Origin of the sequence: Streptomyces sp. NPDC002698, assembly GCF_042888945.1 — a bacterium.
Taxonomy (GTDB): domain Bacteria; phylum Actinomycetota; class Actinomycetes; order Streptomycetales; family Streptomycetaceae; genus Streptomyces.
Map to the genome: position 1 here is coordinate 410,127 of NZ_JBIAQM010000005.1, position 11,518 is coordinate 421,644.

General features: G+C 69.8%; 11 protein-coding genes, 1 rRNA gene and 1 pseudogene. 11 read left to right on the forward strand and 2 right to left on the reverse strand.

Annotation, left to right across the window (positions count from 1 at the left end; genetic code table 11):
* The first annotated feature begins 32 nt into the window (after positions 1-32).
* From ACFYW9_RS10915 to ACFYW9_RS10960, 10 genes and pseudogenes are all read left to right on the forward strand, one after another.
* Positions 33-878, forward strand: coding sequence for a helix-turn-helix domain-containing protein (locus ACFYW9_RS10915; protein WP_389147558.1), 846 nt, complete (start codon positions 33-35; stop codon positions 876-878).
* 11 nt (positions 879-889) lie between these two features.
* The gene (locus tag ACFYW9_RS10920; RefSeq protein WP_389147561.1) at positions 890-1,084 is read left to right on the forward strand and encodes a DUF397 domain-containing protein; all 195 of its coding nucleotides are present in this window, start codon (positions 890-892) and stop codon (positions 1,082-1,084) included.
* Complete coding sequence (locus ACFYW9_RS10925) at positions 1,077-1,337, forward strand: DUF397 domain-containing protein (protein ID WP_389147564.1); 261 nt, start codon at positions 1,077-1,079, stop codon at positions 1,335-1,337. The genes ACFYW9_RS10920 and ACFYW9_RS10925 overlap by 8 nt, the downstream gene beginning before the upstream one ends.
* 287 nt (positions 1,338-1,624) lie before the next feature.
* Positions 1,625-1,774: pseudogene (locus ACFYW9_RS10930) on the forward strand (peptidase S8); the annotation flags it as partial.
* A gap of 523 nt (positions 1,775-2,297) precedes the next feature.
* The gene (locus tag ACFYW9_RS10935; protein ID WP_037622434.1) at positions 2,298-2,606 is read left to right on the forward strand and encodes a hypothetical protein; all 309 of its coding nucleotides are present in this window, start codon (positions 2,298-2,300) and stop codon (positions 2,604-2,606) included.
* 213 nt (positions 2,607-2,819) lie between these two features.
* Positions 2,820-3,671 (forward strand): hypothetical protein, encoded by an 852-nt coding sequence (locus ACFYW9_RS10940; RefSeq protein ID WP_389147568.1) that lies wholly within the window; start codon positions 2,820-2,822, stop codon positions 3,669-3,671.
* Positions 3,661-4,989, forward strand: a complete 1,329-nt coding sequence (locus tag ACFYW9_RS10945; RefSeq protein WP_351860357.1) for a hypothetical protein — start codon at positions 3,661-3,663, stop codon at positions 4,987-4,989. Before ACFYW9_RS10940 ends, ACFYW9_RS10945 begins: the two co-directional genes overlap by 11 nt.
* Complete coding sequence (locus ACFYW9_RS10950) at positions 4,986-6,545, forward strand: SCO6880 family protein (protein ID WP_389147573.1); 1,560 nt, start codon at positions 4,986-4,988, stop codon at positions 6,543-6,545. The genes ACFYW9_RS10945 and ACFYW9_RS10950 overlap by 4 nt, the downstream gene beginning before the upstream one ends.
* Positions 6,546-6,559: 14 nt before the next feature.
* Positions 6,560-7,984, forward strand: coding sequence for an ATP-binding protein (locus ACFYW9_RS10955; protein WP_389147576.1), 1,425 nt, complete (start codon positions 6,560-6,562; stop codon positions 7,982-7,984).
* A 1-nt stretch (position 7,985) separates the two neighbouring features.
* Positions 7,986-9,728, forward strand: a complete 1,743-nt coding sequence (locus ACFYW9_RS10960) for a type IV secretory system conjugative DNA transfer family protein (protein WP_389147579.1) — start codon at positions 7,986-7,988, stop codon at positions 9,726-9,728.
* A gap of 13 nt (positions 9,729-9,741) precedes the next feature.
* Here ACFYW9_RS10960 and ACFYW9_RS10965 read toward each other — a convergent pair whose 3' ends face one another.
* Positions 9,742-10,302 (reverse strand): GNAT family N-acetyltransferase, encoded by a 561-nt coding sequence (locus ACFYW9_RS10965; protein ID WP_351860364.1) that lies wholly within the window; start codon positions 10,300-10,302, stop codon positions 9,742-9,744.
* A 149-nt stretch (positions 10,303-10,451) separates the two neighbouring features.
* Here ACFYW9_RS10965 and ACFYW9_RS10970 point away from each other — a divergent pair, with 149 nt between their 5' ends.
* Positions 10,452-11,213 carry a CDP-alcohol phosphatidyltransferase family protein gene (locus tag ACFYW9_RS10970; protein WP_389147583.1) on the forward strand — a complete coding sequence of 254 codons (762 nt, stop codon included), beginning with the start codon at positions 10,452-10,454 and terminating at the stop codon, positions 11,211-11,213.
* Between the two features lie 210 nt (positions 11,214-11,423).
* Here the strand turns inward: ACFYW9_RS10970 and rrf are convergent.
* Positions 11,424-11,518: ribosomal RNA gene (gene rrf / locus ACFYW9_RS10975) — 5S ribosomal RNA — on the reverse strand; the annotation flags it as partial.

Below are 11,518 nucleotides of genomic sequence, written 5' to 3' on the forward strand. Positions count from 1 at the left end.
GACCTGCTGCGTGAGAAAGGCGGGCCTGACCCGTGAGAAGCAACCCGACGGGTCGTCAACTCCGATTGGGTGCCGAGCTGCGCAAGCTCCGGGAGCGCGCGGGTCTGACCTCCACCCGGGCCGGAAGACTGCTCGGCGTCCAGCAGAACCAGATCAGCAACGTGGAGGCCGGACGCGCGGGGGTGAGCCCCGAGCGGGTACGCACCCTGGCCGGCCACTACGACTGCGAGGACAAGGCTCTCGTCGACGCGCTCGGCCACATGGCGACCGAGCGCGTCCGCGGCTGGTGGGAGGAGTACCGGGAGATCCTGTCGGCCGGGCTGATCGACCTGGCCGAGATGGAACATCACGCCACCCGCCTGACCGCCGCGGTCACCGCTCACGTCCCCGGGCTGCTCCAGATCCACGACCACGCCCGCGAGGTCTTCCGCCAGGTCGTACCGGAGCTCTCGCCCCCCGACGTCGAGCACCGGTTGTCGTTCCGGATCAAGCGTCAGACCGTCCTCTTCAAGGACTCCCCCACGGCATACCGGGCCGTCATCCACGAAGCCGCCCTGCGCATGCGGTTCGGCGGTCCCTCCGTCACGCGGAAGCAGCTCCGGCACATCCTCGACATGAGCGAGCGCGCGCACGTCACGGTCCGGGTCATCCCGTTCTCCGCCGGCGCCTACCCCGGGTCCGGGCAGTCGATCCTGTACGCCCACGGAGCGGTCCCCCAGCTCGACACGGTGCACCTCGACCAGTCGCACGGCTCGGCGCTGCTCGACTCCGAGGCCCAGCTCGACAAGTACCGCGTACTGCTCGACCGCATGGAAACGATCGCCCTCCCGCCCGAGGAGTCGCAGACTTTCATCCGCAACATCCTCAAGGACCTGTGAAGGAGTCCGCGATGCTCACGCCCACCTGGCAGAAGTCCTCGTACTGCGGCGAGGGGGAAGCCTGCGTCCACGTGGCCGGAGAGCGCGCATCCGGCGCGATCCGTCTCACCGAATCCGGTGACCCGAGCGGAGCGATACTCACCGCCGCGCCTGCGGCCTTCCGCTCCCTCCTGGGTGCGCTCAAGGAGGAACGCCCCCGTGACTGACATCCCCCCGGACCTCGACTGGGTGCGCGCGGCCCCGGAGGACGCGACCGGTCCCGGCCCCTGGATCGAAATCGCCTTCGGTGAGGACGACTTGGTCCACATCCGGGAGACCGGCGACCCGGAGAACGTCGTCACCACCACCCGCAGGAAGTGGGACGCGTTCGTCCTGGGGGTCCAGGCGGGCGAGTTCGACCACTTCGTCGAGGGCCTGGAGGACGAACGGCCCCCGGCTCCCACCGAAGGCCGCTCATGAGGCCGTGAGGCCATGACGTGAGCGTGGCCGCCACGGAAGCGCGCGGCGCTCCGCCGAGCGCGGCGCCGTCACCAGTGCGATTCCCCTGAACGAGCTGTGAGTCGGGTCAAGCGACCGTCAGCCTCCAGCCATCCGGGAGTCACGGGAAGGTCACGCGCCTGCCGCGTTCAGTAAGGCGGAGGTAAGGCTTCCACAAGCCTCTTGTTGTCGCGTACTCAACAAGGGATGGTCGTCGGCGGGCCGGCTCGGCCCACCGCCGGGGACACCGCACCGGCGGCGCACCCGCGTACACGAAGGCCGGCACCTCGGCGCTCAACGACGTGACCTCGGGCAACAACGGCACCTGCACCACCAGCTACCTCTGCACCGCCACCACGGGCTACGACAGCCCGACCGGCTGGGGCACCCCGGAGGGTGTCACCGCCTTCACCGGCTGACCTCCGGAGTGTGGGCGGCCGCCGGGAGACGTGGGGTTCCCCGGCACCACCCCGTGAACGGGCCGCGGCAACCAGCCGCGGCCCGTTCCGCGTGCCCGCCCCGCTCACGCCCTCTTCCCACCGGCCCGCCGTACCGCGTCCACCCGGCGCGGACCCGGCGACCCGGGGAACACCGGCGCGACGCACCGTCAGAAGCCTTCCGGCGCAGCCGTGTCCGTTCGAATTCACCCCGCGCGCGAACCATAGAAGGGGACAACGACGGAACCACGCGCCAGGTTCCGCTTCCACTTCATTGCCCGTCGTGACCACCCGTGATACACAGAGTGACGATACGACTCTTCGTACACCGCCGTACGCCTCCCGCGAGGGTCCCGCGTACGCCGGTGCCAAGGAATTCGCACGAATCCCGCCAACCAATGACGTCAAGTCGACATACGAAGGCGTCATTGTCGGCGAGAATGGGCCCGACCTCTGCGCGCAGTGGCAGGGGGTGCAGAACTACCCACTAGGGGCGGTGACTTACATGCTTTTCGCAGCCGACAAGGGCGACATCAACACAATCATCGGTGGAATCGCCCCGGACTGGGGCCCCTTCGGCAGCCTGGGCAACGAAGCCAAGGTGATGGTCGAGGTGGTGATGGCGGTCGCCATCCTGCTCTGCCTCGGCATCGCGATCTGGGGTGCGGCCAAACAGCGCATCGGCGCCACCGCGCTCAGAGACACCTTCAGCGCCGAACAGGGCAAGGGGCTCATCATCGCCGGGCTCACGGGGGTCTTCATCATCGGATCCCTCGGCACGCTCTTCACCATCGTGTACGGCATGGCCGTGTAGCCCGGCCGGGCCGCGCCGCACCCGGCGCGCCGCCAGTACCCGGCCGGGCGCGCCCGGATTCTCGCTCCTCCGATCCATCCGTCCGTCCGTCGTGCCCACCGGCTGAGGTTGCAACTCCCTGATGTCCAGTCACCACACCGCGCCCGCACGGGAACCAGCACGGCTACCGTCGTACTACGTGGTTCAGCGAGAGATTGAGGGGGCGTACGCGGCATGAGTCTCGGTGACGAACCCGGGTACGGCGACGGCCCGCGCGGCGAGGACGGGGGGTACGGCGGCTCCGGCCAGACCCGCACCCGCCTGCCCGACCGTCCGGGCGACGTCTACGGCGGCGCGCGGCGCGGACGCGGATCCTCCTCGCGGAGCCTGGTCACGGTCGTCGGCGTCGTCGTCCTGCTCATCGCCGCCATCGCCTTCGCGAACCGCGGGGACGACGCGGCCTCGCCGGGCGACAGCAGCGGTGACAAGGCGAAGACATCCCCCACGGCGGCCTCCGGCAACCACCCGGTGACCTCGAAAACGGCCGGCATCCCGTCGGGCTTCGCCCACACGGACGAGGGAGCACAGAGCGCTGCCGCGAACTATGCGGTGGCTCTGGGTTCCACGGCCATGTTCAAGACGGCCACGCGGCACGACATCGTCGGCGCCATCTACACGTCCGCTGCCGTCGCCCGGCTCCAGGGACCGATGGACCAGGCGTACTCGACGGACTTCCTCAGCAAGCTGGGCCTCGACGCGAGCGGCAATCCGCCGGCGGGCAGCACGTTCGTCTCGCGCACGGTCCCTGTCGGTACCAAGGTCGGGCAGTACAACGCGTCCGGCGCCAAGGTCTCGGTCTGGTACATGGGCCTCATCGGCATGTCCGGCGAGACGTCGACCGATCCGGTCAGTTCGACCTGGAAGACCTGGACCTTCGAGCTCCAGTGGGACAACGGAGACTGGAAGATCGTGGCGGACGCCCAGACGGACGGGCCCGCCCCGGTCCCCGGCGACGACAAAGCCGCCACCTCCGACGAGATCAGCAAGGCCGTCGAGGAGTACGGAGGGTTCACGTATGCCCGGTAGCCGAAGCAGTGTCCTCAAGCTCGCATCTGTCGTCACCGCCGTACAGAGCGCTGCCGTCCTGCTCGCCACCCGTGCCGCCGCGGCACCGAGCCCGACGCCGTCGCCGTCGCCTTCCAAAGACTCGTGCCATCTCTTGATCGGCCCCGCCAAGCAGTACTGCGAAAGCGGCACCAAGGGATCCGGCAAGTCGGGTCTCACCACCGACCCCGGTGTCGGGTCCACGCTGGACCCCCTGTCCTCCCTGGCCAACGGCTGCGCCGACGCCGCCTCCTGGACCATCGACAAACTCTCCGCCGCCGTGAACGACACCGCCAACGTCGACTTCACGAACCCCAAGTTCCTCCAGCAGTACGCCGTCGTCTTCGCGGCGTCCACGATCCTCACCCTGCTGCTGTGGCTGCTGGCCGTCGCGAAGCGGGCCGTACGAGGTGTCCCCCTCGGCACGGCCCTGTCCGAGGCGATCGGCTTCCTCTGGCTGACCGTGCTGGCCTCGGCGTTCACCCCGCTGATCCTCTACACGGTCGTCTCCGCGACGGACGGCGTGACGGAGGTGCTCGCCAAGACGACGGGCAACCAGACGGACGCGTTCTTCGGGACGTTCTCCGGCGCCCTGGACAAGGGCGGCAACATCGGCGGCGGCCCCATCATGCTCATCGTCGTCTCGATGGTCTCGATCCTGGCCGCCGGAATCCTCTGGCTGGAGCTCGTCATCCGGGCCGCCCTGCTCTACGTGGGCGCCCTGCTCGGCACCGTCGTCTACGCCGGCCTCGTCGACAAGAACCTGTGGGGCCACGTCCGCCGCTGGGCGGGCATCATGATCGCGGTGATCCTGGTGAAGCCGGTCATCGTGATAGTGCTCGGCCTCGCCGGAGCCCTCAGCTCCGACAACGGACCCGACGCGTTCTCCGCCGTCGTCTCCGGGCTCGCCATCATCCTGCTCGCCATCTTCGCCAGCGCGATGATCTACCGCTTCGTACCGGGCTTCGGCGACGAGATCGCCGGCTCCCGCAACAACCGCATCATGCAGGGCGCCGAGAGCAAGGCCGCCGCCGTCATCAGCTCGCCGGCCACCCTGGTCGCGCAGGGCATCAAGACGCACAGCTCGCGCGCCGACAACAACGGCGGCGGAGGTGGCAACAGCCAGCCCCGCCCCGCCAACCCGGCGTCCGGCGGTGTGGCCGCGCACAGCAGCCGTACGCCGAACGGAGGCGGCGGATCCGTCCCCTCCGCCGCACCGCCGCCGCGCAGCAGCCCGGTCAACACCCCGCACGCAAGCAACACCCGCAACAGCAACCGCACGGGAGGTGAAGGGCGTTGACGACCGAGTCCCACCTGTCCCATCCGATCACGCCCCGCCGTACATATCTGATCGGCCGCGCCCGGCCGAACGCGATCGTCGGCCGGAACCGCGAGTCCGGCGAGATCGCGCTCATCATCGGAGGCGCGTTCCTGGGCATGATGTGCGGCCTGCTCGTCCCGGTGCTGTCCCTGCGGATCGTGCTGCTGATGGGCTTCCCGCTGCTCGCGCTCGCCGCGGTGTACGTCCCGTACAAGCGGCGCACGTTCTACAAGTGGTTCGAGATCAACCGCAGCTACAAGCGGACCCTGCGCCAGGGAACGGCGTACCGCAACCAGGTGATGGAGGCCGGCACCCGCCTCGACGGCAGGGAGGTCGAGATCGGTCCGCCGCCCGGGATCGGGCGCATCTCCTGGCTCGCCGCCCCGTTCGGACCCGACGAGATCGCCGTCCTGCTGCACGCCGACCGCCGGACCGTCACCGCCGCCATCGAGATCGAGGGCCCGGGCGTCGGTCTGCGCGACAGCGAGGACCAGGAAGCCCTCGTCGACCGCTTCGGCACGCTGCTCAAGCACGTGGCGAACGGCGACGGCTTCGTCACCCGCCTCCAGATGCTCGCCCGCACCCTCCCCGCCGACCCCGACGCCCACGCCAAGGACGTCTCCCAGCGCGGCGACGAGCGGGCCCCCGGATGGCTCCAGCAGTCCTACGACCAGCTCCAGTCGATGGTGTCCACGAGCAGCGAGCAGCACCGGGCCTACCTCGTCGCCTGCATGCACTACTCGCGGGAACTCGCCGCCGAGGGCCAGGCCATGGCACGGGCGGCACGGCCGCAGGGCGGACGCAAGGTCGACCGGGACGCCGGACTCGCCGTCGTCATGGCACGCGAGCTGACCGACATCTGCTCCCGGCTCCAGGAAGCCGACATCCGCGTACGGCAGCCGCTCGGCCAGGGACGCCTCGCCTCCCTCGTGCACTCGATGTACGACCCGGACCACCCGATCGACCACATCCAGGCGATGACCAAGCGCAACGCCTGGCCGGCCGAGCTGGACGCCATGGAGCCGACGTACCTCCAGGCGAAGACCCGCGAGTCCTCCACCCGCGCGCCCTGGTGCCACGCCACGGCCTGGGTGAAGGAGTGGCCGATGACCCCCGTGGGCGTCAACTTCCTCGCCCCGCTCCTCGTCCACACCCCCGACGTCATCCGCACGGTCGCCGTGACCATGGACCTCGAACCCACCGAGATCGCCATCGAGCGCATGCTGACCGAGAAGACGAACGACGAGGCCGAGGCGAGCCGCGCCGCCAAGATGAACCGCACCGTCGACCCGCGCGACATCGCCTCGCACAACCGCCTCGACCAGCGCGGCGAGGACCTGGCGAGCGGCGCCGCGGGCGTCAACCTCGTCGGCTACATCACCGTGTCCTCCCGTAACCCCGAGGCCCTCGCGCGCGACAAGCGCACCATCCGCGCCTCGGCCGGCAAGTCGTATCTGAAGCTGGAGTGGTGCGACCGCGAGCACCACCGCGCCTTCGTCAACACCCTCCCGTTCGCCACCGGAATCCGCAGGTAGGGGCTGATGCACTGATGCGGGATCCGCTGTCCGCCGCGACGGACGCCTTCACGTCCTTCCTCTTCGGCAAGGTCGAGACGACCCGCCTGCCCGTGCGCACGTCCACGGGCCAGGCGCAGGCGGTCTACCTGCCCACCGCCGCACCGGGTCTCGGCGACTCGGGCGTCATCATCGGCCGCGAGGTGTACTCCGGCAAGGGCTACATCTACGACCCCTTCCAGCTCTACGGGCAGCAGCTCCCGGCCCCGCACTGGCTGGTCCTCGGCGAGTCCGGCAACGGCAAGTCGGCCCTGGAGAAGACGTACGTCCTGCGGCAGCTGCGCTTCCGCGACCGCCAGGTCGTCGTCCTCGACGCCCAGGGCGAGGACGGCGTCGGCGAATGGAACCTCATCGCGCAGGAGCTGGGGATAACTCCCATCCGGCTCGACCCGACGGCCGCCCTGGACATGGGCATCCGGCTCAACCCGCTCGACCCCTCGATCACGACGACGGGCCAGCTCGCCCTGCTGCGCACCATCATCGAGGTCGCGATGGGGCACGGCCTCGACGAGCGGTCCGGCTTCGCCCTGAAGGTCGCCCACGCCTACGTCAACGAGACGATCGTCGAGCGCCAGCCGGTGCTCACCGACATCGTCGAGCAGCTGCGCCACCCCGAACCGGAGTCGGCCGAGGCGATGAACGTCGCCATAGACGACGTACGGGCCTGGGGCCTGGACGTGGCGCTGGTCCTGGACCGGCTGGTCGACGGTGACCTCAGGGGCATGTTCGACGGCCCGACCACGGTCGGCATCGACCTGGACGCCCCGCTCATCGTCTTCGACCTGTCGCACATCGACCGGAACTCCATCGCCATGCCGATCCTGATGGCGATCGTCGGTGTGTGGCTGGAGCACACCTGGATCCGGCCCGACCGCAAGAAGCGCATCTTCCTGGTGGAGGAGGCGTGGCACATCATCAACAGCCCCTTCGTCGCCCAGCTCTTCCAGCGGCTGCTGAAGTTCGGGCGCCGCCTCGGTCTGTCCTTCGTGGCGGTGGTCCACCACCTGTCGGACGTCGTCGACGGAGCGGCGGCCAAGGAGGCGGCCGCGATCCTGAAGATGGCCTCGACGCGGACCATCTACGCGCAGAAGGCGGACGAGGCCCGTTCGACGGGCCGGGTCCTCGGCCTGCCCCGCTGGGCGGTCGAGATCATCCCGACGCTGACCCCGGGCATCGCCGTCTGGGACGTCAACGGCAACGTCCAGGTGGTCAAGCACCTCATCACCGAGACGGAACGCCCGCTGGTCTTCACCGACCGCGCGATGACGCAGTCGTCCGCCGACCTCATCTCCGACGACGCGATGCGCGCCGCCGAACTGGAGGCCGAGGAACGGGCTGCCGCCTTCATGGAGCAGCATCTCAGCGATCTCGACGGCTCCACCGAGTCCACGGTGGCGTGAGATGAGCCAGTACCCCGACCGGCACGACGACCGCCACGCCCCCCGGTCCGAGGGGGCGGGCGGCGGCATCCCGGACGGCCTGCTGATCGGGGTGCTGGGCTTCCTCCTCGGCATGACCCTGATGGTGTGGTCGGCGACAGGCCTCGCGGGATGGTTCTCCCGCGGCGCCTGGCCGGACGCGATCACCTTCACCCGTACGCCCCTGGCCATGCGTCACCTGATCGGCGAGCCGCACGACATCGCCGGCGCCTGGCCGGACACCCCCGCCTCCCAGCTGTCGGGCTACGGCCTCTTCTGGGGCCTGTTCATCGGCCAGTTGATGGTGCTGCTGGTCCTCGCCGTGTTCGTGATGGGGACGATGGCGCGGTGGCGGGCGGGACGAGCGCGAAGACGAGCGCAGGCCAGGGACGCGGCCGAGGAGTTCGCGGACACGCGTGATCCGGTGGTGCCGCCGGCCAGGACGAAACAGCGGCCACTGCCGACACAGCCCCTGGAGACGGCCCGCGGGACAGCCGAGGGCGACCGAGCGGGCACCCCGCCACGGGAACGGCTGCCCGACCAGCCGGCCCAGCAGGGAAACGGGCATCTGGCCCATCAGGGCAATGGCCAACCGGCCCGGCAAGGGAACGGCCAACTGACCGCGCAGGCACAAGCACAGGGACTCGCGGCCTCGCAGGCACAAGCGCAGGGACAGGCGGCCGCGCAGGCACACGGAACCGAGAGCGGCTGGGACGCCGTCGCCTCCGAGGCCGCACCGGCCCGTCCCGCCACGGCATCCCCTCCCGTCACGGCACCCCAGCGGCAGCCCGCGTGGACGTCCCCGCACGCGGTCGTCCTCGCCGGCGCGGAGACCCGCCACCCCACCGCGGCCCAGGCCGTACTCGACGCCGAGGGCCCGGCCCTCGTCATCACCTCCGACCCCCGCACCTGGTCGGAGACCAAGGACGCCCGCGCCAAACTGGGCCCGGTCCTCCTCTACGACCCGGCCCACCTCTGCGACACCCCGGCCCGGCTCCACTGGTCCCCCGCGACAGGCTGCGAGGACAAGGAGACGGCGGCGGCCAGAGCGGTCGCGCTCCTCGCCCCGGTGCGCCCCTCCGCCAAGGCGGACCAGGCGATGGCCGATGTCGCGGAGACACTCATGCGCAGCTATCTGCACGCCGCCGCGGTGGAGGGCAAGGCCTTCCGCCACGTCCACCGCTGGGCCCAGGGCTCACAGGTGCAGGACGCCGTACGGGCCCTGCGCACGCATCCGAGGGCCGCGTCCGGCGCCGCGGGCGAGCTGGAGGCCGCGCTCGTCTCCCACCCCGAACGCCGGGACATCGCACAGGAGCTGACGGCGCGGGCGCTGTCGGCGCTCGCCACGGTCAACATCCGAGAATCCTGCACTCCGAACCGAAATGACAGCCTCGCCTTGGATTCCTTCGTCAACGAAGGGGGCACGCTTTATCTGATCGGTGAACCCATCGAGGACCCCAAGGCCGGCCCCGGCGCCATGCCTCTGCTGACGGCCCTCGCCTCAAGCGTGGTCGAGCGTGGCCGGCGCATGGCCGAACGGTCATCCTCCGGTCGGCTCGACCCACCACTCACGCTCGTCCTGGACGACATCGCGGCCGTGGCCCCGCTCCCCCAGCTCCCCGATCTCCTGGCCACGGGCCCGGCTCGCGGCCTGCCGACGCTGGCTCTCCTCCGCTCCCGCGAACAGCTCCGCTCCCGCTGGCCCCAGTACGAGCTTCCGGTCTGACCCGGCTGCCGCCCTACCCCCGGGTGATGACGAACTCGAGTTCCAGCTCGCCGGTGTCACCCGGCATCGGCGTCGTCTCCCCGGTCGGCAGGAAGCCCGCCTTCCGGTAGAACGCCTCGGCACGGCCGTTCTTCTCGTGCACGAACAGCCGCACGCGCTCGAGCCCGGCCTCCCAGGACCACGCGAGAGCGGCGTCGAAGAGCCCCCGGGTCACCCCGGCCCGACTCCCCCGGTACTCGGGCCGCACGTACACCCCCACCAGATGTCCCTGGCTCCGCTCGGGCACCTCCCCGAACACGTCCGGCACGCCGGCCTCCTCGACCAGCACGGTCACGGACCCGGCCCAGACCCCGTCCTCGCCCACGGCCACGATCTGCTGTCGCCCGGTGGCATCGACGGCCGCCCCGGACGCCCGCTCCTGCCAGAAGCCGTCCGACTTGGACACCGCGTCCTCGTAGGTCTCCAGGAACGCGAGGTGCGCGACGGGATCCCGCAGGGCATCGAGCCTGAGCTCCTTCACCTGCCGCCACTCATCGGAACGTATGGAACGGATCACGAAGGCATGGGAGTTCATGCCGTCACCGTAGTACGCGCGTACGACCGGGCTCATCTGATATCCACCCTGCCGATCACCGCCGGCCAGGCCACCGTCATGCTCTTCCCTGTACGGCATTGTGAGCCGACCGATCCGATCACGCGCAAGCTCGCCAGGGAGAACACCGCATGGCCAAAGTCCAACTAGAGGAACTCCGCAACGTCATCCACCCCACGGGCAAGTTGGACAGCCGGGCGGAGCACTGGGCCGGACGCCTCTACATGAGGTCCCTCTCCCTGCGTGTGACCCGCCATCTCGTCGACACCCGCATCTCGCCGAACCAGATCACCGTGATCATGGTCTTCGCGGGGATGCTCTCCGGAGTCGCCCTGATCCTGCCGGGCCTCGGTGGCGCCGTTCTCTCCGTCGTCTTCATGCAGCTGTATCTGCTGCTCGACTGTGTGGACGGCGAAGTGGCCCGCTGGCGCCGCCAGTTCAGCCCGCTCGGGGTCTACCTGGACCGCCTCGGTGCCTACCTCGCCGATGCCGCCGTGATGGTGGGCATGGGTATCCGCGCCGCCCAACTCGGCCTCGATCTCTACCTGGTGGCCGGTCTGACCGCGGCGATCGGCGTCCTGCTCCTGAAGTCGTCCTCCGACCTCGTGCACGTGGCCCGCTCGGACAGCGGCATGGAGAAGGCGACCGACGCTTCCGTCGTCCCGCGCTCCACCGGTCTCGCGCAGATCCGCCGGCTGGCCTCGGCCGTGGGTCTCCACCGCCTGGTCAACGGCATCGAGTGCACCATCCTGCTGCTCGTCACCGCGGTCGTCGACCTGGCGCTCGGCGACCTGACGGCCACGCGGATCGCGACCGTCGCCGTGACGGCGATCGTGTGGCTGCTCGTGCCGGCGCACATCGTCTCGATCGTCGCGTCGTCCCGCCTGAAGTAACCGCGAAGCAGCCGCATCACGGGAAACGAGAAAGGGGGCGGTCTCCTCAGGAGACCGCCCCCTTTCTCACGCACGGGAAACACCCTCGCGGAAAACACCTTCACAGGAAATAGTCTCTCGGGAAATACTCTCGCGGAAATTCCCTTTGGGCCCTGAACGCAGAAAACCCCCGGACCGGTGTCCCCGGTCCGGGGGTTTTCTTCAAAATTTGTTCGGCGGCGTCCTACTCTCCCACAGGGTCCCCCCTGCAGTACCATCGGCGCTGTGAGGCTTAGCTTCCGGGTTCGGAATGTAACCGGGCGTTT